The 22,557-nt window shown below is 71.8% G+C and carries 21 protein-coding genes; 16 read left to right on the top strand and 5 right to left on the bottom strand.

What is annotated here, in order from left to right:
* Window positions 1–85: 85 nt before the first annotated feature.
* The 4 genes from ACYF6T_RS25695 (at window position 86) to prcA (ending at window position 2,474) form a co-directional block, all read left to right on the top strand.
* Window positions 86–304 (top strand): ubiquitin-like protein Pup, encoded by a 219-nt coding sequence (locus ACYF6T_RS25695; protein ID WP_404244626.1) that lies wholly within the window; start codon window positions 86–88, stop codon window positions 302–304.
* Between the two features lie 151 nt (window positions 305–455).
* The gene (locus tag ACYF6T_RS25690) at window positions 456–833 is read left to right on the top strand and encodes an endonuclease VII domain-containing protein (RefSeq protein ID WP_461699273.1); all 378 of its coding nucleotides are present in this window, start codon (window positions 456–458) and stop codon (window positions 831–833) included.
* On the top strand, window positions 814–1,659 hold the full coding sequence (gene prcB / locus ACYF6T_RS25685; RefSeq protein ID WP_461699271.1) for a proteasome subunit beta: 846 nt from the start codon (window positions 814–816) through the stop codon (window positions 1,657–1,659). Before ACYF6T_RS25690 ends, prcB begins: the two co-directional genes overlap by 20 nt.
* A gap of 59 nt (window positions 1,660–1,718) precedes the next feature.
* Window positions 1,719–2,474: a proteasome subunit alpha gene (prcA, locus tag ACYF6T_RS25680; RefSeq protein WP_461699269.1), complete on the top strand. Its 756-nt coding sequence runs from the start codon at window positions 1,719–1,721 to the stop codon at window positions 2,472–2,474.
* A gap of 83 nt (window positions 2,475–2,557) precedes the next feature.
* Here prcA and ACYF6T_RS25675 read toward each other — a convergent pair whose 3' ends face one another.
* Window positions 2,558–3,574: a LacI family DNA-binding transcriptional regulator gene (locus tag ACYF6T_RS25675; RefSeq protein WP_461699267.1), complete on the bottom strand. Its 1,017-nt coding sequence runs from the start codon at window positions 3,572–3,574 to the stop codon at window positions 2,558–2,560.
* 94 nt (window positions 3,575–3,668) lie between these two features.
* On the opposite strand from ACYF6T_RS25675, the gene ACYF6T_RS25670 reads away from it, so the two are divergent.
* The 12 genes from ACYF6T_RS25670 (at window position 3,669) to ACYF6T_RS25615 (ending at window position 15,971) form a co-directional block, all read left to right on the top strand.
* Window positions 3,669–4,928 (top strand): MFS transporter, encoded by a 1,260-nt coding sequence (locus ACYF6T_RS25670; RefSeq protein WP_461699266.1) that lies wholly within the window; start codon window positions 3,669–3,671, stop codon window positions 4,926–4,928.
* A gap of 9 nt (window positions 4,929–4,937) precedes the next feature.
* A complete protein-coding gene (gene pafA / locus ACYF6T_RS25665) occupies window positions 4,938–6,299 on the top strand; it encodes a Pup--protein ligase (RefSeq protein ID WP_186283315.1) in 1,362 nt (453 codons plus the stop codon).
* A gap of 125 nt (window positions 6,300–6,424) precedes the next feature.
* Entirely contained in the window at window positions 6,425–7,429 is a 1,005-nt protein-coding gene (locus ACYF6T_RS25660; RefSeq protein ID WP_461699265.1) for an FKBP-type peptidyl-prolyl cis-trans isomerase, read from the top strand.
* Window positions 7,430–7,489: 60 nt separating this feature from the next.
* Window positions 7,490–7,861, top strand: a complete 372-nt coding sequence (locus ACYF6T_RS25655) for an FKBP-type peptidyl-prolyl cis-trans isomerase (RefSeq protein ID WP_461699264.1) — start codon at window positions 7,490–7,492, stop codon at window positions 7,859–7,861.
* 139 nt (window positions 7,862–8,000) lie between these two features.
* The gene (locus tag ACYF6T_RS25650; protein ID WP_461699263.1) at window positions 8,001–8,954 is read left to right on the top strand and encodes a helix-turn-helix transcriptional regulator; all 954 of its coding nucleotides are present in this window, start codon (window positions 8,001–8,003) and stop codon (window positions 8,952–8,954) included.
* 19 nt (window positions 8,955–8,973) lie between these two features.
* On the top strand, window positions 8,974–10,026 hold the full coding sequence (locus tag ACYF6T_RS25645; RefSeq protein ID WP_461699262.1) for a helix-turn-helix transcriptional regulator: 1,053 nt from the start codon (window positions 8,974–8,976) through the stop codon (window positions 10,024–10,026).
* Window positions 10,023–10,346, top strand: a complete 324-nt coding sequence (locus tag ACYF6T_RS25640) for a hypothetical protein (RefSeq protein WP_461699261.1) — start codon at window positions 10,023–10,025, stop codon at window positions 10,344–10,346. Before ACYF6T_RS25645 ends, ACYF6T_RS25640 begins: the two co-directional genes overlap by 4 nt.
* Window positions 10,347–10,391: 45 nt before the next feature.
* Window positions 10,392–10,586 (top strand): hypothetical protein, encoded by a 195-nt coding sequence (locus ACYF6T_RS25635; protein ID WP_461699260.1) that lies wholly within the window; start codon window positions 10,392–10,394, stop codon window positions 10,584–10,586.
* 257 nt (window positions 10,587–10,843) lie between these two features.
* On the top strand, window positions 10,844–11,131 hold the full coding sequence (gene tatA, locus ACYF6T_RS25630; RefSeq protein ID WP_461699258.1) for a Sec-independent protein translocase subunit TatA: 288 nt from the start codon (window positions 10,844–10,846) through the stop codon (window positions 11,129–11,131).
* 47 nt (window positions 11,132–11,178) lie between these two features.
* Window positions 11,179–12,129 (top strand): twin-arginine translocase subunit TatC, encoded by a 951-nt coding sequence (gene tatC / locus ACYF6T_RS25625; protein WP_461699257.1) that lies wholly within the window; start codon window positions 11,179–11,181, stop codon window positions 12,127–12,129.
* A gap of 31 nt (window positions 12,130–12,160) precedes the next feature.
* Window positions 12,161–13,051, top strand: coding sequence for a diacylglycerol kinase (locus ACYF6T_RS25620; RefSeq protein ID WP_461699255.1), 891 nt, complete (start codon window positions 12,161–12,163; stop codon window positions 13,049–13,051).
* Between the two features lie 58 nt (window positions 13,052–13,109).
* Window positions 13,110–15,971, top strand: coding sequence for a DEAD/DEAH box helicase (locus ACYF6T_RS25615; protein WP_461699253.1), 2,862 nt, complete (start codon window positions 13,110–13,112; stop codon window positions 15,969–15,971).
* On the opposite strand, the gene atzF is transcribed toward ACYF6T_RS25615, so the two are convergent.
* The 4 genes from atzF to ACYF6T_RS25595 are packed head-to-tail and all read right to left on the bottom strand — an operon-like array spanning window position 15,953 to window position 22,546.
* Window positions 15,953–17,608, bottom strand: a complete 1,656-nt coding sequence (gene atzF / locus ACYF6T_RS25610) for an allophanate hydrolase (RefSeq protein WP_461699251.1) — start codon at window positions 17,606–17,608, stop codon at window positions 15,953–15,955. The two genes, ACYF6T_RS25615 and atzF, sit on opposite strands and share 19 nt — an antisense overlap.
* A gap of 14 nt (window positions 17,609–17,622) precedes the next feature.
* Window positions 17,623–21,129, bottom strand: coding sequence for a 5-oxoprolinase/urea amidolyase family protein (locus ACYF6T_RS25605; protein ID WP_461699250.1), 3,507 nt, complete (start codon window positions 21,127–21,129; stop codon window positions 17,623–17,625).
* A complete protein-coding gene (locus tag ACYF6T_RS25600; RefSeq protein WP_461699248.1) occupies window positions 21,129–21,725 on the bottom strand; it encodes an urea amidolyase associated protein UAAP2 in 597 nt (198 codons plus the stop codon). Before ACYF6T_RS25600 ends, ACYF6T_RS25605 begins: the two co-directional genes overlap by 1 nt.
* The gene (locus ACYF6T_RS25595) at window positions 21,722–22,546 is read right to left on the bottom strand and encodes an urea amidolyase associated protein UAAP1 (protein ID WP_461699246.1); all 825 of its coding nucleotides are present in this window, start codon (window positions 22,544–22,546) and stop codon (window positions 21,722–21,724) included. The genes ACYF6T_RS25600 and ACYF6T_RS25595 overlap by 4 nt, the downstream gene beginning before the upstream one ends.
* Window positions 22,547–22,557: the final 11 nt, after the last annotated feature.

Here is a 22,557-nt window from a genome sequence, read left to right as displayed (position 1 = left end):
TCGTACGTTGAGGGAATGCGGGGCCGATGTCGGACCCTGCTTGTAGGGTCTGATCAAGAACGTCGAACCGAGCGGGGTGAGGGTTATGGCGACCAAGGACACCGGCGGCGGCCAGCAGAAGGCGACGCGCTCCACGGAAGAGGTCGAGGAGCAGACCACAGAGGCGCAGGGCTCCGAGGACCTGAAGGAGCGCCACGAGAAGCTGAGCGACGACGTGGACTCCGTCCTGGACGAAATCGATGATGTGCTCGAAGAAAATGCCGAGGACTTCGTGCGTTCCTTCGTTCAGAAGGGCGGAGAGTGATTTAGCCTTCGATTCAAAGGCTAAATCGGGGGTTGGGGTTGATCGACAGCGAAGACGTGAAGCGCTGCTCGCGGTGAACACAAGCCGCGAGCAGCCTTCGCAAATAACAAGGGCATGCGTGACGGCCTCCAGGCCTGCTGTCGATGCGTCTGTGGGGCACAAGTACTGCCAGCGTTGCGAGACGATCAAGCCGAACTCCGAGTGGGACCGCAACAGAACAGCTGGCGACGGTCTGTCGACTGCCTGCAAGGCGTGTCGAGCTATCGAAGGGCGCGACCGCCATCCGAAGCGCCAGTACGGCATGACGGTGGCCGAGCGTGACGAGATGGTTGCCTCTCAGGTGGGGCTCTGTGTGATCTGTCTGAAGGCTCCTGCCGTGCATGTGGATCACTGCCGCAAGACGGGTAAGGTCCGAGGCGTACTGTGCTTCAACTGCAATTCGGCCATCGGCAAGTTGGGTGAGATCCCGACGCCGTACGCCGGGCCGCCGCTTATTTGGAAGGAATCGCGTGGAAGCCAACACTCGTAGCACCGGGCGTCTACCAGCTGCCTTCCTGACGCCGGGGTCGTCCTCCTTCATGGACTTCCTCTCCGCGCACCAGCCGGAGCTGTTGCCCGGCAACCGGCAACTGCCCCCCACACAGGGCGTGCTGGAGGCGCCGCACGGGACGACCATCGTCGCCGTGACGTTCCCGGGGGGTGTCGTGCTGGCCGGTGACCGCCGGGCCACCATGGGCAACGTGATCGCCCAGCGCGACATCGAGAAGGTGTTCCCCGCCGACGAGTACTCGGCCGTCGGCATCGCCGGCACCGCCGGTCTCGCCGTGGAGATGGTCAAGCTCTTCCAGCTGGAGCTGGAGCACTTCGAGAAGGTCGAAGGCGCGCAGCTCTCCCTGGAGGGCAAGGCCAACCGGTTGTCGACGATGATCCGTTCCAACCTCGGCATGGCGATGCAGGGGCTGGCCGTCGTGCCGCTGTTCGCCGGCTACGACGTCGACCGGGAGAAGGGCCGCATCTTCTCCTACGACGTCACGGGCGGCCGCAGCGAGGAGCACGGCTACGCGGCCACGGGCTCCGGCTCGATCTTCGCGCGCGGCGCCATGAAGAAGCTCTTCCGTGACGACCTCACCGAGGACCAGGCCACCACGCTGGTGGTGCAGGCTCTCTACGACGCGGCAGACGACGACTCGGCGACCGGCGGTCCCGATGTCGCCCGCCGGATCTACCCGATCGTCACCGTGATCACCGAGGACGGCTTCCGCCGGCTCACGGAGGACGAGTCCTCCGAGATCGCCCGCTCGGTCCTGGAGCGGCGGCTGGAGCAGCCCGACGGTCCGCGGGCCGCGCTGCTGTAGCGCGGGCCGGTCTTATCAAGGTGATCGCAGTGACCTCGACAGAAAGGGACGGATAACCGGTGTCGACGCCGTTCTATGTCTCACCTCAGCAGGCGATGGCCGACCGGGCGGAGTACGCCCGCAAGGGCATCGCCCGCGGCCGCAGCCTGGTGGTCATGCAGTACACCGACGGCATCGTCTTCGTCGGCGAGAACCCGTCCCGCGCGCTGCACAAGTTCAGCGAGATCTACGACCGGATCGGCTTCGCGGCCGCCGGCAAGTACAACGAGTACGAGAACCTGCGCATCGGCGGTGTCCGCTACGCCGACCTGCGCGGTTACACCTACGACCGGGACGACGTGACCGCCCGCGGGCTGGCCAACGTCTACGCCCAGACGCTGGGCACGATCTTCTCCTCGGCAGGCGAGAAGCCGTACGAGGTGGAGCTCGTGGTGGCCGAGGTCGGCGAGACCCCGGACGGCGACCAGATCTACCGGCTGCCGCACGACGGTTCGATCGTGGACGAGCACGGCTCGGTCGCGGTGGGCGGCAACGCCGAGCAGATCAGCAGCTATCTCGACCAGCGCCACCAGGACGGCATGAGCCTGGCCGAGGCCCTCAAGCTCGCCGTCCAGGCCCTGTCCCGCGACACGAACGGCACGCAGCGGGAGATCCCCGCGGAGCGGCTGGAGGTCGCGGTGCTGGACCGTACGCGTCCGCAGGCCCGCAAGTTCAAGCGCATCGTCGGCCGCCAGCTCTCCCGGCTGCTGGAGGAGGGCGGAGCGTCCACCGAGGCGGAGAGCAGTTCCGAGGGCGAGGGTCCGGGCGAGGAGTAGCCTTCCCGTTCGAGGACGGCCCCGTCCTCCCGTTTCCGTCCCTGCTGTGCCCCGGCCGATCTTCCGGCCGGGGCACAGGGCGTTCAGGAGGCGCTGGGCGGGGTCGTGGAGCCGCGTACGACCAGCTCGACGGGAATGTCGCCCGCCTCGGGCGCGCGGCCCTCCAGGACGGCCAGCAGGGCCCGCATGCCCCGCTCGCCGAAGAGCTCCGCGTCCAGCCGTACGGTGGTCAGCTCGGGGTCGAGGGCGGTGGCGAGGGCGAGGTCGTCAAGGCCGGTGACGGAGACGTCGTCGGGGACGCGCAGGCCGAGGCGGCGCAGGGCCTTGTAGGCGCCGGCGGCGAGCTTGTCGTCGTCGCAGACCAGGGCGGTGGGCCGGGGGCCGGGCGCGGACAGGGCCGTCGCCGTGGCGGTCAGGGCGCCCTCGATGGAGATCGGCGCCCGGGCCGTGCGCAGCGTGGTGCCGGGCACCGCGCCGAGGCGGGCGGCGAGTTCCCGCGCGCGTACCTCGAAGGTCCAGGAGGCGACGTCGGCGGCGAGGTGCAGGAAGCGGCGGTGGCCGAGGCCCAGCAGGTGGGCGGCGATCTGACGGACGCCGTCGGCGATGTCGAGGTTGACGGTGGCGGCGCCGAGGTTGCCGTCGGGGTCGCTGTCGAGCATCACCAGCGGGAGCTGGTCGCCGCGGATGGCGGTGAGGGCGTCGGCGGCCATGGAGGAGGCGATGACGCCGTCCAGGGCGGCCTGGGCGGAGGCGAAGGGGTCGCGGGCGGGGCCGATGCCTTCGGGGGAGGGGTAGAGGACGACGCCGAAGCCGTGGGCGGCGGCGACCCGGGCGGCGCCGGTGTAGACGCCGGCGAAGAACTCGGTGGTCAGTGCCGGGACCACGAGCAGGACGGTGCGGGTGCGGCCCAGGCGGAGGTTGCGGGCGGCGAGGTTGGGGCGGTAGCCGAGGTCGCGTGCGGCCTCCCGTACGCGTGCGGCGGTCGCCTCGGAGACCCGGCCGCGCCACTTGTCGCCGAGCACCAGGGAGACGGCCGCCTGGGAGACCCCGGCCGCCTGGGCGACGTCACGGCTGGTGGGCCGCGTGCTGCTGCGTGCCACCGTGGGGCTCCTTTTCGCCTGGACGCCTGAACAGCGCACATGGTACGTATGGGAGGTTGAGTTATACGTAAAACGTGGAGGCAGGGGTGGCGGGATGACCGCGGGATACCTGGAGATCCTCAGGGCGAAGCACGTCACGCGCCTCCTCGTGGGCACGCTGGTGGGCCGGCTGCCCAACGCCACGGCCGCCATCGCCATCGTGCTGTTCGTGCGCGCGCAGGGCGGCACCTACAGCCTCGCCGGCGGGCTCGCGGCGGTGTACGGCGTCGCGAACGCCGTCGGCCAGCCCGTGCTCGGGCGGCTGGTGGACCTCTACGGGCAGCCCCGCGTCCAGCTGCCCGCGGCCCTCGCCTCGGCCCTGGCGACGGCCGGCTTCGCCGCCACGGGCGTCGACCCGCTTCCGCTCGCCTACGCGTGCGTGGCGGCCGCCGGTCTGTTCACGCCGCCCCTGGAGGGCGGTCTGCGGGCCCTGTGGCCGAGCGTGCTGGGCCGGGAGGAGCAGGTGCACACGGCGTACGCGATGGACGCCGTGGCGCAGGAGGTCATGTTCACCGTGGGGCCCCTGCTGGTGACGCTGTGCGTGTCGCTGTGGTCGGCCGAGGCGGCGCTGCTGGTCCTGAACGCCCTGGGGGTGCTCGGCGCGCTCTCCGTGGTCGTCTCGCCGCCCTCGCGCGCGTGGCGCTCGGCACCGCGCGAGGCGCACTGGCTGGGTGCCCTGCGCTCGCCCGGGCTGCTGGCGCTGCTGGGGGCGTTCCTGTTCGTCGGCATCGCGCTGGGCTCGATCACGGTGGCCTCGGTGCCGTACGCGGACGACCACGGCGGCGACGCGGTCTACGGCTGGCTGATGGCCGCCCTGGGGCTCGGCGCGCTCATCGGGGGCACCGCCTACGGGGCGCGGCGGTGGACGGGTGAGCCGGCTCGTCGACTCCAGGGGCTGGTGGCCCTTCTGGCGGTCTGTTACCTGCCGCTGACGCTGATGCCGGGCGCGGTGGCCATGGTGCTGCTCACCGTGCTCGCGGGCGTGTTCCTGGCGCCCGCCATCGCGTGCGCGTTCGTCCTGGTGGACCGGCACGCGCCGGTCGGGACGGTGACCGAGGCGTTCTCCTGGCTGGTGACGACGTTCACCGTCGGGGCGTCGGTCGGAACGGGCCTGGCGGGCCCGGTCGTCGAGGCCGGCGGGGCCCTGTGGGGGTTCGTCCTGCCGGGTGCGGCGGGGGGTGTGTCGCTGCTGGTGTTGCTGGCCACGGGGCGGGTACTCGCAGCTCCCGCGGGGCGCGCGGTCGTTGCGGCTTCATCGGAAAATGATCCAAACCGTGCCGTCGAACCCCGTTTCAGCTCAGGGGATCGGGCGTAATGTTCACTCATGGACCGCCGCATTTTCGGGCTGGAGAACGAGTACGGCGTCACGTGTACGTTCAGGGGACAGCGCCGCCTGTCTCCCGACGAGGTGGCGCGGTACCTCTTCCGCCGTGTCGTGTCATGGGGCCGCAGCAGCAATGTCTTTCTGCGAAACGGCGCCCGCCTCTATCTCGACGTGGGATCACATCCGGAATACGCGACACCCGAATGTGACAACGTGATCGAACTGGTCACCCACGACAAGGCCGGCGAGCGCATTCTGGAAGGGCTTCTGGTAGACGCCGAACGACGCCTGCACGAGGAGGGAATCGCGGGCGACGTCTACCTCTTCAAGAACAACACCGACTCGGCGGGCAACTCCTACGGGTGCCACGAGAACTATCTGGTGGCGCGGCACGGGGAGTTCTCCCGACTCGCGGACATCCTCATTCCGTTCCTGGTCACGCGCCAGCTGCTGTGCGGCGCGGGCAAGGTGCTGCAGACGCCGCGCGGTGCGGTGTACTGCGTCAGCCAGCGGGCCGAGCACATCTGGGAGGGCGTCTCCTCGGCGACGACCCGCTCGCGGCCGATCATCAACACGCGCGACGAGCCGCACGCGGACGCCGAGCGCTACCGCCGCCTGCACGTCATCGTGGGCGACTCGAACATGTCCGAGACGACCATGCTGCTCAAGGTCGGCGCCACCGATCTGGTGCTGCGCATGATCGAGGCGGGCACCGTGATGCGGGACCTGACCCTGGAGAACCCGATCCGGGCGATCCGCGAGGTCAGCCACGACATCACCGGCCGGCGCAAGGTGCGGCTGGCCAGCGGCCGGGAGGCGTCCGCGCTGGAGGTGCAGCGCGAGTACTACGAGAAGGCCGTGGACTTCTGCGAGCGCCGGGGCATCCGCACCGGCACCGTCGAGCAGGTCCTGGAGCTGTGGGGCCGCACGCTGGACGCGATCGAGTCGGAGGACCTCGACCGGATCGGCACCGAGATCGACTGGGTCATGAAGTACAAGCTCATCGAGCGGTACCGGGCCAAGAACAACATGACCATGTCGCATCCGCGGGTGGCGCAGATAGACCTCGCCTACCACGACATCCACCGTCGTCGTGGCCTGTACTACCTGCTGGAGAAGAAGGGTCAGGCAGCGCGGATCTGCAACGACTTGAAGATCTTCGAGGGCAAGTCCGTTCCCCCGCAGACCACTCGGGCCCGGCTGCGCGGCGACTTCATCCGCAGGGCCCAGGAACAGCGCCGGGACTTCACCGTCGACTGGGTGCACCTCAAGCTCAACGACCAGGCGCAGCGCACGGTCTTGTGCAAGGACCCGTTCCGTTCGGTGGACGACCGGGTGGAGAAGCTCATCGCGGGAATGTGAGCAACCCGTTCCGGTGAAGACCGGAACGCAACACGGGCGCCGTACGTTTTCGGTACGGCGCCCTTCTCACGCCGTAGAGTTGCGCGCACGCCATCAACAAGATCGACCGATACGAGGCCCCCACCGTGCGCCGACGCTCCCTACTCATCGCCGTACCCGCAGGACTGGTCACACTCGCCGGATGCGGCGACGACGACAAGTCCGATTCGAGCAAGGCCAGCGACAGCGCCTCGCCCTCCGCGTCGGCCACCTCGGCGGCGCCGCCGCCGAAGATCGTCGACGGCCCGCTGCCGGCGATCACCGCCGGCACCGCGTTCGGCTCGAAACCGACCGTCGCCAAGGGCAGCGGCGACCCGTCCAAGCAGCTCGCGGTGAAGACGGCGATCGCCGGCAGCGGCAAGACCGTCGCGGAGAACGACTACATCCAGGCCCACTACCTGGGCCAGATCTGGGACACCGCGAAGGTCTTCGACAACTCCTACGACCGCAAGACCCCGCTGCTCATCCAGCTCGCCCAGGGCAGCATCATCGACGGCTGGCGGTACGCCCTGGCCGGCAAGAAGGTCGGCAGCCGCGTCCTGTTCTCGGTGCCGCCCACCTGGGGGTACGGCACCTCGGGCAACTCGCAGGCGGGCATCAAGGGCACCGACACGCTGGTGTTCGTCGCCGACATCCAGGGCACGTTCAACGCGACCAGCTCCGCCAAGGGCACCAAGGTCGCGCAGAACGACGCGAGCCTGCCCGAGGTCGGCACCAACACCGACGGCAAGGCGCCCTCCATCGACATCCCCAAGAAGGACGCGCCCACCAAGCTGGTGGCGAACTACGTCATCGAGGGTGACGGCGACGAGGTCGCGGCCGACAGCACCGTCCTGGTGCAGTACAAGGGCGTGCTGTGGGACACCGGCAAGGAGTTCGACTCCACGTACGGCCGGGGGGCGCTGACGTCGTTCTCGCTCCAGCAGGTCGTCAAGGGCTGGGCGCAGGGGCTGACCGGCAAGAAGGTCGGCAGCCGGGTCCTCATCGTCATCCCGCCGAAGCTGGGGTACGGCGACAGCCCGCCCTCGGGCAGCGGCATCAAGAAGGACTCGGTCCTGGTCTTCACGGTGGACATCCTGGCCAAGATGTGACGCGCCGGGGATGTAAGACTGTGTCCGTTGCCTTTCCGCAGACAAGCAGGAGCTAGAGACGTGAGCATCGAGAAGCCCGAGATCGACTTCCCGGGCGGCGAGCCCCCGGCGGACCTTGAGATCAAGGACATCTGGGAAGGCGACGGCGCGGTGGCGCAGGCGGGTCAGACCGTCACCGTCCACTACGTGGGCGTCGCCTTCAGCACGGGCGAGGAGTTCGACGCGAGCTGGAACCGCGGCACCCCCTTCCGCTTCCCGCTGGGCGGCGGCCGGGTCATCAAGGGCTGGGACCAGGGTGTGCAGGGCATGAAGGTCGGCGGCCGCCGCCAGCTGACCATCCCGCCGCACCTGGCGTACGGCAACCAGAGCCCGACCCCGGCGATCAAGCCCGGCGAGACGCTGATCTTCGTGGTCGACCTGGTCGCGGTCTGACCGTCGTACGACCGAACGCGATCGGCTCGGTCGAGCTGGGGCCCGTGCCTGCCCAGGCATGGGCCCTCGGCTTTTGCCAGGCCACCGCGGGGCGGTACGGTCATCGTCGTAAAGCACCATAGGGAGGCGAAGGGCGTCGATGGCCATTGCCAAGGCCGAGCGGCTGATGAACCTGGCGCTGTGTCTGCTCGGGACGCGGCGGCCGCTCAGCAAGCGCGAGCTGCGGGAGTCCATCGAGGCCTACCTGGAAGCCAACACGGACGACTCCTTCAACCGGATGTTCGAGCGCGACAAGGACGATCTGCGCGAACTCGGGCTGGTCATCGAGACCGTGGAGGCGCTCGACGGCGAGGTCGGCTATCTCGCCCGCCGCGACAGCAACCGCCTGCCGCCCATCACCCTGGACGCCGAGGAGGCCGCCGCGCTGGGCCTCGCCGCCAAGGTGTGGCAGCAGGCCAGGCTCGCCGGCGCCGCCAGCGGCGCCCTGCAGAAGCTGCGCGCGGCGGGCCTGCCCGAGGACGTCGACCCCTACGAGGCGCACAGCGCCCTGGAACCGCGCATCCCGGTGCACGAGGCCGCGTTCGAGCCGCTGATGCTGGCCTGCCGCGACCGCCGTCCGGTCGTCTTCGACTACCGCAAGGCCACCGCCGCCCACCCCGAGCCCCGGCACGTGGAGCCGTGGGCGCTGGAGTGCTGGCGCGGCCACTGGTACCTCGCCGGCTGGGACCGCGACCGCGGCGCCGAGCGGGTCTTCCGGCTCTCCCGGATCACCGGCAAGGTGCGCAGCCGCAACGGCCGGTTCACCGCCGAGGTGCCCGACGTCGTCACCGTCCGCGAGACCGTCGCGAGCTGGGCCGGGGAGACCGCCGACCGCAGCGCCCGGATCCGGCTGCGCACGGGCGCGGGGTACCCCCTTCGGGCGAAAGCCACCTCCGTCCGGGAACTCGGGGACGGCTGGGACGAGTTGGAGATTCCGTACGGGCACGGACTGGACGCCTGGCTGGTGGAGTTCGGGCCGGACGTGGTGGTCCTGGAGCCGGCCGAGCTGCGCGCCGACGTGGTGGACCGGCTGCGGGCCGTGGCCAAGGGCTGAGGGGGAGCGGAGCAGGACAGTGGCAGGCAAACCGGTCAGGCCCGCGAGCGCCATCGACCAGACCCGGCGGATGCTCTCCCTGGTGACCTATCTGAGGGAGCGTCCCGGGGCCCGGATCGAGGACGTCGCACGCGCCTTCGGCATCACCGAGGACGAGCTCGTCTCCGACCTCGACGTGCTGCCCATGTGCGGCACCAGCTTCCGCGGCGGCGACCTGCTGGACATCGACACCGACGGCGAGCGCATCTGGTGGCGCAACCCGGCCGCCCTCGGCGAGGAGACGGCCGAGCCGCTCCGGCTCGCCGCCGACGAGGCCACCGCGCTGCTCGTGGCCGCCCGCGCCGTCGCCACCCTGCCCGGGCTGCGCGAGGGCGACCGGCAGGCGCTGCTGCGGGCGACGGCCAAGGTGGAGGCCGCGGCCGGCGAGGCGGCCGGCGCCAGCTCCCGCCTGTCGGTGACCTTCGAGTCCGAGGGCGGTGTCTTCGCCGACGTCGACCGGGCCATCGCCGAGCGCCGCCGCCTGTGGATCCGCTACTACTCGCCGGCCCGTGACGAGGTCACCGAGCGCGAGATCGACCCCATCCGCCTGGTCAGCGTCGGCCACACCTACGTGGAGGCCTGGTGCCGCCGCTCCGAGGCGCGCCGCACCTTCCGGCTCGACCGGGTCGCCGAGATCAAGATCCTCGACGAGCCCTCCGCGCCCCCCGAGGTGGAGCTGCGGGACCTGTCGGAGGGGCTCGTGCAGCCCGCCGCCGAGGACCCGGAGGTCGTCATCGAGGTCGGCCCGGGCGGCCGCTGGGTCGCCGAGTACTACCCGCACGACAGCGCCGATGAGCTTCCCGACGGCGGGCTGCGTATCACCCTGCGCACCCCCGACCCCGCGTCCCTGCGCCGGCTGGCGCTGCGGCTGGGCCGCGACGGCCGGATCGTCTCGCCCGCCGACCTCGCCGACAGCGCCCGCCAGGCGGCCCGCGAGGCCCTGGCGGCGTACGACGGTGTCGAGGCGCAGGACGTGCGGGCGGTGCGCGCGGTGGGCGGCGGACAGGTCGACAGGCAGGAGCAGGGGCTTTGAGCGAGTCGTCGGTGTCTGGTGTGCAGGGCATGTCGGTGGCAGCCGCGTTCGCCGGGATGAGAAGCGTCTCGGCGAGTGTCTCGGCGGTGGTGTTCAAGGCCGGCTGCCCGGAGTGCCGCGGCAGCTTCGAGCTCGCCGCGAGCGCGCTGCGCCTGGCCATCGGCGCCACCAGCAAGACCACCTTCTACTCCTTCACCTGCCCCGACTGCGGCTCCTCGGTCCGCAAGCCGGCGGGCGAGCGGATCGTGGAGCTGCTGACGGGCGGCGGCGTGCGGACCCTGCGCCTGCACTCGACGCTCCAGCGGCCCGGCACGGCGTAACCCCCGTGGCGTACGCACCCCCGTGGACCCTCTAGGCTCGACGTCATGTTCTGGCCGATGTTCGCGGTAGCCGTGGGGTTCGTGGGTCTCGCCGTCCTGGGGGTGCTCGCCGTCCGGGTCTTCCTGGAGGCACAGCGGCTCGGCAGGCAGGTCGCCGACTCGGCACGCCGTATCAACAGGGCCGCCGAGGAACTGGAGCGGGCCTCGCTGAGCGCCGCTCGGGCTGTGGACTCCCTGTGAGTCCTGCTGTGCGCGGCATGTGAGTCCTGCGGCGCAGGCGTTTTGCGTCACTTCGGCCTGTCACCCCGGCCACTGCGACAGGTACGCTGCTGGTCGCGGTCGGAGAACGAGGCCCGGCCGCGGACGGGAGTACGCACGGGGATTGCCTCACGTTTACCCCCGAGCGTTACGATCGCTGCGACACGGTCGATCGGACACTTGTCCGACCGGTCGGACGGCACCCCACCCCAGTCGCCTCGGTGAGAAGGTAAAGACTTATGTTCGGAAGGCTCGGCGCCCCCGAGATCATTCTCATCCTCGTCGTCATCATCCTGCTGTTCGGCGCGAAGAAGCTTCCCGACATGGCGCGCTCTCTCGGCAAGTCCGCCCGCATCCTCAAGAGCGAGGCCAAGGCGATGAAGGAGGAGGGCAACAGCACGGCCACCCCGGCCGGCCCGCCGAACCCCGGTGAGCAGCCCCCCGCCCAGCGCACCATCCAGGCCGCCCCCGGCGACGTGACCAGCTCGCGCCCGGTCACCGAGCCGACGGACACCACCAAGGCCTGACGCAGGGCCGGACCACTCCGGCCTGCCGCACGAGATGAGGACGTGGGTTGCCCAAGTCTGCCCGCAAGAAGGAGAAGGATCCCGAGGGGCGGATGCCCCTTGCGGATCACCTTCGTGAGCTCCGCAACCGGCTCGCGAAGGCGATGCTGGCCATCGTCGTCGTGACGATCGTCGCCGCCTTCTTCTACAACGACATCATCAACTTCCTCACCAAGCCGGTCCTCGACTCGGTCGGCTGCGGGGAGACGTTCGAGCAGCTGGCGAGGGCGAAGTCCAGCTCGCACCCCTGCGCGCAGATCACCATCAACGGTCTGCTCGCGCCGTTCACGCTGGCCCTCCAGGTCTCCCTGATGGCCGGTGTCGTGTTCGCCTCGCCGATCTGGCTCTACCAGCTGTGGGCGTTCGTCGCGCCCGGTCTGCACAAGCACGAGAAGAAGTACGCCTACGCCTTCGTCGGCACCGGCGTCCCGCTCTTCTTCGGCGGCGCCTTCTTCGCGTACAAGGTCCTGCCGACCACCGCGAAGGTGCTCATCGACTTCACCCCGAACGGCGTGAGCAACCTGCTGCCGCTCGACGACCTGCTGCAGCTCGTCACCCGTATGGTGATCGTCTTCGGCCTCTCCTTCGAGCTGCCGCTGCTGCTGGTCATGCTCAACCTCACCGGGGTCATCACCGGCAAGCGGATGCTCGGCTGGTGGCGGGCGATGATCCTGGGCATCACCGTCTTCGCGGCCATCGCGACCCCCAGCACGGACCCGCTGTCCATGCTGGCGCTCGCCGGGCCGATCTGGGTGCTGTACTTCGGCGCCGTCCTCTTCTCGCTCCTGAACGACCGGCGCAAGAGTCGCCGCGAGGCCGAGGGCCCCGCCGACGACGAGGCCTCCGACCTGGACCTCACCCCCGAGGACATCGGCGAGGTCGAGACCGTCTCCGCCAGCCGGGCGCTGCCCGAACAGGCGAGCACGGACCGGGTCAACGGTTATGACGACGTGACCTGAGAAGGGGCCCGGGGTTCGTAAGGTCACCTTCGTGACCAGCGAGATCACCCTCTTCGTCAATCCCACCGCGGGACGCGGCCGGGGCGCACACGCTGCGCGGCCGGCCGCCTCCGCGTTGCGGGCGGCCGGGTTCCGGGTACGGACCGTCCTCGGCGAGAACGCCCCCGACGCCCTCGCCCGCGCACGAGCCGCCGTCGCCGAGGGCACCGGCGCCCTGATCGCCGTCGGCGGCGACGGCATGGCGAGCCTCGCCCTGCAGGCCGTCGCCGGCACCCGCACCCCGCTCGGGCTGGTCGCCGTCGGCACGGGCAACGACTTCGCCCGCACCCTCGGCCTGCCCGTACGCGACCCGGCCGCGGCCGGCCGCCTGATCGCCGACGCCCTCAAGGGCGCCCGGCTGCGCGACATCGACCTGGGCAGGGTGGGCGAGCGCTGGTTCGGCACCGTCCTCGCCTCCGGCTTCGACTCCCGTGTCAACGACCGCGGCAACCGCATGCGATGGCCCGCCGGCCGGCTGCGCTACGACCTCGCCCTGCTCGCCGAGCTGGCCGCCTTCCGCCCCTTCCCGTACCGGATCACGCTGGACGACGGCCGGGTCCGGGAGATCGAGGCGACGCTGGTGGCGGTCGGCAACGGCGCCTCCTACGGCGGCGGTATGCGGATCTGCCCCGGCGCCGACCCCACCGACGGCCTCTTCGACGTCACCGTGGTCGGCGACTGCGGCCGGGCCACGCTGCTCAGGGTCTTCCCGACCGTCTACCGGGGCACCCACGTCGACCACCCCAAGGTCAGCGTGTACCGGGCGGCGACGGTCGAACTGGCCGCGGAGGGCATCACCGGGTACGCGGACGGCGAACCTCTCGGGCCGCTGCCGCTGACCGCGCGCTGCGTGCGCGGCGCGGTCCGGGTCATAGGCCCTTGACCGGTCACAGGCCCTTGAGCTGCGTGAAGTCGAGCTTTCGGCGGCCCGGATACGGATAATGATCGTCCTGTTGTCAGTGGGGCCCGGTACGCTCGAAAGCACGATGACAGAGGACCTCTCCCCGGCCGAGCGGTACGCGGCTGCCCGCAGGCGCGCTGCCGAGCAGGCCACCGCGCTCGCCTCCTTCCGCGAGATGTACGACTTCGGCCTCGACCCCTTCCAGATCGAGGCCTGCCAGGCACTCGAGGCCGGCAAGGGCGTGCTGGTGGCCGCGCCCACCGGCTCCGGCAAGACGATCGTCGGCGAGTTCGCCGTCCACCTCGCCCTGCGCCAGGGCAAGAAGTGCTTCTACACGACACCCATCAAGGCGCTGTCGAACCAGAAGTACGCCGACCTGTGCCGCCGGTACGGCGCGGACAAGGTCGGCCTGCTCACCGGCGACAACAGCGTCAACTCCGACGCCCCCGTGGTCGTGATGACCACCGAGGTGCTGCGGAACATGCTGTACGCCGGCTCGCAGACCCTCCTCGGCCTGGGCTACGTCGTCATGGACGAGGTGCACTACCTCTCCGACCGCTTCCGGGGCGCCGTATGGGAAGAGGTGATCATCCACCTCCCCGAGTCCGTCACCCTGGTCTCCCTCTCGGCGACCGTCTCCAACGCCGAGGAGTTCGGCGACTGGCTCGACACGGTCCGCGGTGACACCGAGGTGATCGTCTCCGAGCACCGGCCGGTGCCGCTGTTCCAGCACGTGCTCGCCGGGCGGCGGATGTACGACCTGTTCGAGGAGGGCGAGGGCAGCAAGAAGGCCGTCAACCCCGACCTCACGCGCCTGGCCCGGATGGAGGCCAGCCGGCCCTCCTACCAGGACCGCCGGCGCGGGCGGGCCATGCGCGAGGCCGACCGGGAGCGCGAGCGCAGACAGCGCTCCCGGGTGTGGACCCCCGGGCGCCCCGAGGTCATCGAGCGGCTCGACGCCGAGGGACTGCTGCCCGCCATCACCTTCATCTTCAGCCGCGCCGCCTGCGAGGCGGCCGTTCAGCAGTGCCTGTACGCGGGGCTGCGGCTGAACGACGAGGAGGCCCGCGAACAGGTGCGGGCGCTCGTCGAGGAGCGCACCTCGTCGATCCCGCCGGAGGACCTGCACGTCCTCGGCTACTACGAGTGGCTGGAAGGGTTGGAGCGCGGTATCGCCGCCCACCACGCGGGCATGCTGCCGACGTTCAAGGAGGTCGTCGAGGAGCTGTTCGTACGGGGCCTGGTGAAGGCCGTGTTCGCCACCGAGACGCTGGCGCTGGGCATCAACATGCCCGCCCGGTCGGTGGTCCTGGAGAAGCTCGTCAAGTGGAACGGCGAGCAGCACGCGGACATCACCCCCGGCGAGTACACCCAGCTGACCGGGCGGGCCGGGCGGCGCGGCATCGACGTCGAGGGCCACGCCGTGGTGCTGTGGCAGCGCGGGATGAGCCCGGAGCACCTGGCGGGGCTCGCGGGCACGCGTACCTACCCGCTGCGCTCCAGCTTCAAGCCGTCGTACAACATGGCGGTCAACCTCGTGGAGCAGTTCGGGCGGCACCGCTCGCGCGAGCTGCTGGAGACGTCCTTCGCGCAGTTCCAGGCCGACAAGTCGGTCGTCGGGATCTCCCGGCAGGTGCAGCGCAACGAGGAGGGACTCGCCGGCTACAAGGAGTCCATGACCTGCCACCTCGGCGACTTCGAGGAGTACGCGCGCCTGCGGCGGGAGCTGAAGGACCGGGAGACCGAACTGGCGCGGCAGGGCGCGGCCCAGCGGCGCGCCGAGGCGGCCGTGGCGCTGGAGAAGCTCAAGCCGGGCGACGTCATCCACGTGCCGACCGGCAAGTACGCAGGCCTGGCACTGGTCCTGGACCCCGGCCTGCCCGCCGGGCGGTCGAACGGGCATCGCGGCTTCGAGCACCACGACGGCCCGCGCCCCCTGGTGCTGACCGCCGAACGGCAGGTCAAGCGGCTGGCGTCGATGGACTTCCCGGTGCCCGTCGAGGCGCTGGAGCGGATGCGCATCCCCAAGTCCTTCAACCCCCGCTCGCCGCAGTCCCGCCGGGACCTCGCCTCCGCCCTGCGCACCAAGGCGGGGCACATCCCGCCGGAGCGGGCGCGCAAGAAGCGGGCGCAGGCCGCCGACGACCGGGAGATCGCGCGGCTGCGCGCCGCCATCCGGGCCCACCCCTGCCACGGGTGCAACGACCGTGAAGACCACGCCCGTTGGGCCGAGCGGTACCACCGGCTGCTGCGCGACACCTCGCAGCTGGAGCGGCGCATCGAGGGGCGGACCAACACCATCGCCCGTACCTTCGACCGGATCGTGGCGCTGCTGACCGAGCTGGACTACCTGCGCGGGGACGAGGTCACCGAGCACGGCAAGCGGCTCGCGCGGCTGTACGGCGAGCTCGATCTGCTGGCCAGCGAGTGCCTGCGGGCCGGGGTCTGGGAAGGGCTCGGCCCCGCGGAGCTCGCGGCCTGTGTCTCGGCGCTGGTGTACGAGGCGCGGGTCGGGGACGACGCGATGGCGCCGAAGCTGCCCTCGGGGAAGGCCAAGGCCGCGCTCGGCGAGATGGTGCGCATCTGGGGGCGGCTGGACGGGCTGGAGGAGGAGTTCCGGATCACGCAGACCGAGGGGGTCGGGCAGCGGGAGCCGGATCTCGGGTTCGCCTGGGCCGCGTACATGTGGGCCGGCGGCAAGGGGCTCGACGAGGTGCTCCGGGAGGCGGAGATGCCGGCCGGGGACTTCGTGCGCTGGTGCAAGCAGGTCATCGACGTGCTGGGGCAGATCTCCGCAGCGGCTCCGGTGTCCGGTGGGGAGGGGTCGACCGTGGCGAAGAACGCGCGGAAGGCCGTTGATCTGCTGCTGCGGGGCGTCGTGGCCTACTCGTCGGTGGGGTGACGGGTCAGATAGGCCCGCCAGCCGCCGTGTGACGTGATGTCCTCGGCGTCCGCGAGCGCGCTCGGCTCGCACAGGAAGCCGGGGACCCGGCTGCCGTCCGCCAGCTCCACGCTGCCCAGTGCCATCGGGCGGGGGAGCGTGGTCAGCAGGCGGCCCAGCCCCTCGGCCGGCATGCGCCACACCTCCGCCTCGACGGCCGATCCGCCCTCGCCCACGTGGACCAGGCCCGGCTTCGGCGGGGTCGTCCGCAGGGCGTGCAGCCGGTACACCGCGGCCGTCGTGGTCGTACGGTCCAGGCGGGCGCCCAGGGACAGCAGCTGGGGGTTGAGCGGCTGGCCCGTGAGGTGGGCGCCCACCACCGCCAGCCGCGCCTCCGGTTGCAGCAGGGCCGCGATGCGGGCCAGGCGCTCGTCCGTGTGTGCCGGGCCGATCAGCATCACGCCGAAGGGCAGACCGCCGGCCTCGCCCGCCGGGACGGCCACCGCGGCCTGGTCGAAGAGGTTCGTGGAGTTGGTGAAGCGGCCCAGGCGGGCGTTGGCGCCGAGCGGGTCGGCGGCCACCTCGGCCAGCGTGGGATGGCCGGGGGTGGTGGGCAGGAGCAGGGCGTCGGCGTCGGCGAGCTCGGCGACGGCTCGGGCGCGCAGGGCCGCCAGGCGGTCCAGGTCGGCGTAGAGCCGGTGGGCCGGGACGTCACGGGCCCGGGTGATGATGCCGGCGACCGTGGGGTCCAGGCCCTCGGCGCCGTCGGCTGACGCTTTGTCGATGAAGCTCCCCACTGCCGTGTAGCGTTCCGCCACGAAAGCGCCCTCGTAGAGCATCGCGGCGGCCTCCGTGAAGGGAGTGAGGTCGATGACGCGGATCTCGGCGCCCGTCGACCTGAGCCGCTCCACGGCGGCCTCGTACGCCGTCGCCCATCCCTCGTCCAGCTCGCCGAGCTGCTCGCGTGGCGGGACGGCGATCCGCCAGGGGCCGGGCGGGCGCCCGGGCAGGGCGGGCGGTGTGGCCGTCGCCATGTGGGACAGCGCCTGTCCGGCCTCCGCGAGCGTGCGCGCGAACACCGTCACGCAGTCCAGGGAGGCGCAGGCCGGGACCACGCCCTGGGTCGGTACCAGGCCGCGGGTCGGTTTGAGGCCGACGACGCCGTTGAAGGCGGCCGGCACCCGGCCCGAGCCCGCCGTGTCCGTGCCCAGGGCGAAGTCGACGAGGCCGAGGGCCACCGCGACGGCCGAGCCGGAGCTGGAGCCGCCGCTGACGCGTGCGGGGTCGTGGGCGTTGCGGACCGCGCCGTAGGGCGAGCGCGTGCCCACCAGGCCCGTCGCGAACTGGTCCAGGTTGGTGGTGCCCAGCACGATCGCGCCGGCCGCCCGCAGCCGCGCCACCACGGGCGCGTCGGCGTCCGGCCGGTACGCGTACGCCGGGCAGCCCGCCGTGGTGGGCAGGCCGGCGACGTCGATGTTGCCCTTGACGGCGAACAGGCGCCCGGCGAGCGGGAGCCGGGCGCCGGACGCGGCGCGTGCGTCGAGCGTCCGGGCTTCCGCCTCCACCTCCTCCTGGGGGCGCAGGTCGATCCAGATCTCGGGGCGGTCCACGGCCTCGACGCGGGCGTAGGCGGCACGGACGCGGGAGAGAGCGGACATGGCGTGTGCCTCTTTCAGTTCGCGGCGGGGGCCAGGACGACCAGTGCCGTTCCCGCCTCCACCTGGTCGCCGGGCCTGGCCAGGATCTCCGTCACCACGCCGGCCACCGGCGCGTGAACCCTGGACTCCATCTTCATCGCCTCCAGGGCGAGCAGCGGCTGTCCCGCCGTCACCTCGTCGCCCGGCGACACGTTCACCTGCCAGACGGACGCGGCGAACTCGGCCTCCACGAGACGTCCGCCGGCCGGGACCGTCACCTCCGCCGGAGCGGCCGCCGGTGCCACGGCCGCCTCGGCGCGCGCGAACTCGCCGGCCGCCTCCCAGGCGTCCCGTTCCGCCGCGAAGGCCGTCTGCTGCCGGGCCCTGAACTCCCGTATGGACTCGGCGTTCGCGGTAAGGAACGCCTGGTACTCGGCGAGCGAGAAGGTGCCCTCCTCGATGCGCGGCACGAAGCGTCCGGAGGTGATGTCGGCCCGCAGGTCGAGGAGTTCGTCGGCGTCCACCGGGTACCAGCGGATGCGGTCGAAGAACCGCAGCAGCCAGGGCGCGCCTGGTTCGAAGGCGCCGCGCTGCTGCCAGGGCGACCACACCTGGGTCGTCCGGCCCACGAACTGGTAGCCGCCGGGGCCCTCCATGCCGTAGACGCACAGATAGGCGCCGCCGATGCCGACGGAGTTCTCGGCCGTCCAGGTGCGGGCCGGGTTGTACTTCGTGGTCACCAGGCGGTGCCGCGGGTCCAGCGGGGTGGCCACGGGGGCGCCCAGGTAGACGTCTCCCAGGCCGAGTACGAGGTACTCGGCGGCGAAGACCGTGTCGTACACGTCGTTCACCGACTCCAGGCCGTTGACCCGGCGGATGAACTCGATGTTCCAGGGGCACCAGGGGGCGTCGTCGCGGACGCCCGCCATGTAGCGGGCGATGGCCTCGCGGGTGGCGGGGTCGTCCCAGGACAGGGGGAGGTGGACGGTGCGGGAGGGGACGACGAGTTCGTCCGTGGGCGGCAGCGAGGCCGTGATCTCCCGCACGGCGGACAGGAGTTCGTGCTGGGGGAGACGGGCCGGGTCCGTCCGGATCTGGAGGGAGCGGATGCCCGGGGTGAGGTCCGTGACGCCGTCCGGGCCGTCCGAGGCCACCGCCTCCATCAGGGCGTGCACCCGCATCCGCAGGGCGAGGTCCAGCTGCATCGGACCGAACTCGACCAGCAGGTTGTCGTCGCCGCTGCGCCGGTACGTCACGTCGCCGTCCCGGGCCAGCACCCCGCCGTCGACGATCTCGGGGCGCGGCGAGCCGTCGGCGTCCACCGGCACGAACCGCACCGTGTCGCCCGGCCGCAGCTGCCCCAGCTTCCACCGCTCGCCGCTCAGCACGGTCGCCGGGCACACGAAGCCGCCGAGGGAGGGGCCGTCGGGGCCGAGCAGCACCGGCATGTCGCCGGTGTAGTCGACGGCGCCGACGGAGTACGGGGTGTCGTGGATGTTGGACGGGTGCAGGCCCGCCTCGCCGCCGTCCGAGCGCGCCCAGCGCGGCTTGGGGCCGACCAGGCGGACGCCCGTGCGGGCCGAGTTGAAGTGCACTTTCCAGTCGGCGGCGTAGAAGTCGCGGATGTCGTCCTCGGTGAAGAACTCCGGTGCCGCGTGCGGGCCTTCGACGGCGCCGATGTGCCAGGTCGAGCCGTAGGACGGCCGGTCCGTGACGGGGGCGCCCTGGGTGACCGTCCCGCCGTGCAGGACGTCTCCCGTGCGCAGCGCCCGGCCGCCGTGCCCGCCGAAGCGGCCCAGCGTGAAGGTGCTGGCGCTGCCGAGGAAGGCCGGGACGTCCAGGCCGCCCGCGAACAGCACGTAGGTGCGCAGGCCGTGTGCGCTGGGGGCGCCGACCTCCAGCAGCCCGCCCGGCGGCACGGTCACCGGCTCCCACTGGGCGACCGGCACGCCGTCCACGGTCACCGGTGCCGGGGCGCCCGTCACGCACACCGTCGTCGCGTGGGTGAACCGCAACGCCGGTCCCTGGAGGGTGCATTCGAGGCCCGGGGCGCCCTCGTCGTTGCCGAGGGCGAGGTTGCCGAGCCGGAAGGAGCGGTCGTCCATCGGGCCGGACGGCGGCACGCCGACCTGCCAGTAGCCGGTGCGGCCCGGCCAGTCCTGGACGGTGGTGAGGGTGCCGCCGGAGACGACCTCGACGCGGGGCGTCGGGTCGGTCACCGAGGCGAGGGTGGCCGTCGAGTGGGCCGCCCGGGTGAAGTCCGGGTGCCGCAGCGCCGCCCGGAGCAGCCCGAGGTTGGTCTCGATGCCGTCCACGCGGGTGCGGGCCAGCGCCTCCTCCAGCCGGGCGAGGGCGTGGGCGCGGTCGGGGCCGTACGCGACGATCTTCGCGAGCATGGGGTCGTACGACGTCGTCACCTCGGTGCCGGTCTCCACCCAGCCGTCGACGCGTACCCCGGGCGGGAACTCCACCCGCGTCAACAGGCCCGCGCTGGGCCGGTGTTCGCGCGAGGGGTCCTCCGCGTAGAGGCGGGCCTCGACGGCGTGGCCGCGCGGCCGGCCCGGATCGCGGACGACGTCCCGCTCACCGCGCGCCAGGCGCAGCATCCAGGCGACCAGGTCGACGCCGTAGACCTCCTCGGTGACCGGATGCTCCACCTGCAGGCGGGTGTTGACCTCCAGGAAGTAGACCTCCTCGCGGTCGGCGTCGTACACGAACTCGACCGTCCCGGCGGAGCGGTAGCCGACCGAGGCGCACAGGTCGCGGGCCCGAAGGGCGAGTTGCTCGCGCACCCGGTCGGGGAGGCCCGGTGCCGGCGCCTCCTCCAGGACCTTCTGGTTGCGGCGCTGCAGCGAGCAGTCGCGGTCGCCGAAGGTGACCACCGTGCCCTCGCCGTCCCCGAACACCTGCACCTCGACATGGCGGGCGTGCTCCACCAGGCGTTCCAGGAAGACGCCGGCGGTGGCGAAGGAGGCGGCGGCGACCCGCTGCACGCGCTCCCAGGCGTCGGCCAGTTCAGCGGCGGACCGGCATGCCGACATGCCGATGCCGCCACCCCCGCCGGTCGCCTTGAGCATGACCGGGTAGCCGATCGCGGCCGCCTCGGACAGCGCCTGGTCGAGCCCGGACAGCAGCCCCGTGCCCGGCGCCGGGGGCACTCCCGCCGCCTCGGCGGCCGCCCGTGCGGTGTGCTTGGCGCCGAACAGCTCCAACTGCTCCGGCGTCGGGCCGACGAACACGATCCCGGCCTCCTCGCAGCGCCGTGCGAACAGGGCGTCCTCGGACAGGAAGCCGTAGCCCGGGTGGATGGCGCCCGCGCCGGTGTCCTTGGCCGCCTTCAGCACGAGGTCGGCGTCGAGGTACGACTCCTTCGCCGGCGCCGGGCCCAGCCGTACCGCCTCGTCGGCGAGGCGCACGTGGGGTGCCGAGCGGTCGGCGTCGGAGTACACGGCGACCGTGCGCAGGCCGAGTTCGCGGGCGGTGCGGATCACGCGGACGGCGATCTCGCCCCGGTTGGCCACCAGCAGCGTGTCGAACGACATCAGGCGGCTCCGGCGATCGTCATCTGCACCGCCGTCGGCTCGAAGCCGTTGCAGGGGTTGTTGATCTGGGGGCAGTTGGAGACCAGGACCAGGACGTCCCGCTCGGCGCGCAGGGTCAGCGTCAGGCCGGGGGCGGAGATGCCGTCGACGATGCCGAGGGTGCCGTCCTTCTCCACCGGCACGTTCATGTACCAGTTGATGTTGGAGACCAGGTCCCGCTTGCCGAGGCCGTACTGGGCGCCCTCGGCGAGGAAGTTGTCCACGCAGGCGTGCTGCGCGAAGGTGTGGTGGCCGTAGCGCAGGGTGTTGGACTCCTTGGAGCACGCGCCGCCGACCGTGTCGTGGCGGCCCACCTCGTCGGCGACGACCGTCATCAGCGGGGTGTGCTCGTTGCTCATCAGCACGCTGCCCGTGGTCAGGAAAATGCCGCCCTGCGCCTGGATGGTGTCGGGCGCGCTGTAGCGGACGGTCGTGTCGTGGGCGTCGTAGACGAGGAAGTCGACGGCCTGGTTGCCGTGCAGGTCGGTGATGGTCAGCGTCTGGCCGGTGCGGATCACGGCCGACCAGGCGGCCCGGGCCGGAACGACGGTCTTCATGCGAGCCCCCTGGCGGCGAGGAGTTCGGCGGTGTTGAGGAAGGCGCGGCGGCCCTCGGGGGTGGCGTTCCACAGCGGGTCGGCCGGTGCGGTCGGCGCGGCGCGCCAGGCGAGGACCTCCAGGGGCGTGCTGACGTACTCCGCGCGGGGGTCGGCCGGATGCGGCACGTTGGCGATCAGCACGGTGACGTCCTGTTCGGCGCGCAGGGTGACGCTGCCGCCGGGGCCGGCCGAGCCGGTGAAGTCCAGGGAGCCGTCGTCGCGGATCTCGACGCCCTGGAAGAAGGAGAGCGACGGCGGCAGGTCGCGGGGTTCCAGGCCGTTCTTGGCGGCGGCCAGCTTCAGCAGCTCGCGTCCGGCGGGGGAGGGGCCCTGCGGGGTGCCGTCGCCGTAGCGCTCGGTGTTGCGGGCGAGGGTGGAGGTGCCGCACAGGGCGTCGTGCCGGCCGGAGGTGTCGGTGACCAGGCTCGCGAGCACCCGGCCCTGGTCGGACAGGAGCAGCCGGCCCTCGCCGAGGTAGGCGTTCCACTGCACCTTCACCGTGTCGGCGACGTTCAGCCGCTCCCAGGGCCGGTCGGCGGCGTACAGCAGCAGATGGGCGCAGGCGTCGCCGTGCGGGTCGGTCAGGCGCAGTTCGGTGCCGCGGGCCAGCACCCGGTGGGTGTAGTTGCCGCCCGCGACCGTCTCCGCCCACACCAGGTGGCCGGCCGCGCACGGCGGATCGGGCCAGTCGGCGGCCGGTACGACGGGCATGGCCTCGGTGCGGGTGCCCTCCTGGGCGCGGGCGTGGTCACGGGCTCCGTACGTGGTCGCTGTCGCCATCGCGGGACCTC

This window comes from Streptomyces sp. 7R007, assembly GCF_054850255.1.
This window is presented reverse-complemented; position numbering and strand designations above follow the sequence as displayed.

Bases quoted from the DNA above. Each gene is read 5' to 3' on its own strand.
- ACYF6T_RS25695 (WP_404244626.1), top strand. From the start codon at position 86: ATGGCGACCAAGGACACCGGCGGCGGCCAGCAGAAGGCGACGCGCTCC.
- ACYF6T_RS25670 (WP_461699266.1), top strand. From the start codon at position 3,669: ATGACCGCGGGATACCTGGAGATCCTCAGGGCGAAGCACGTCACGCGC.
- pafA (WP_186283315.1), top strand. From the start codon at position 4,938: ATGGACCGCCGCATTTTCGGGCTGGAGAACGAGTACGGCGTCACGTGT.
- ACYF6T_RS25650 (WP_461699263.1), top strand. From the start codon at position 8,001: ATGGCCATTGCCAAGGCCGAGCGGCTGATGAACCTGGCGCTGTGTCTG.
- ACYF6T_RS25635 (WP_461699260.1), top strand. From the start codon at position 10,392: ATGTTCTGGCCGATGTTCGCGGTAGCCGTGGGGTTCGTGGGTCTCGCC.
- tatA (WP_461699258.1), top strand. From the start codon at position 10,844: ATGTTCGGAAGGCTCGGCGCCCCCGAGATCATTCTCATCCTCGTCGTC.
- ACYF6T_RS25615 (WP_461699253.1), top strand. From the start codon at position 13,110: ATGATCGTCCTGTTGTCAGTGGGGCCCGGTACGCTCGAAAGCACGATG.
- atzF (WP_461699251.1), bottom strand. From the start codon at position 17,608: ATGTCCGCTCTCTCCCGCGTCCGTGCCGCCTACGCCCGCGTCGAGGCC.
- ACYF6T_RS25605 (WP_461699250.1), bottom strand. From the start codon at position 21,129: ATGTCGTTCGACACGCTGCTGGTGGCCAACCGGGGCGAGATCGCCGTC.
- ACYF6T_RS25600 (WP_461699248.1), bottom strand. From the start codon at position 21,725: ATGAAGACCGTCGTTCCGGCCCGGGCCGCCTGGTCGGCCGTGATCCGC.
- ACYF6T_RS25595 (WP_461699246.1), bottom strand. From the start codon at position 22,546: ATGGCGACAGCGACCACGTACGGAGCCCGTGACCACGCCCGCGCCCAG.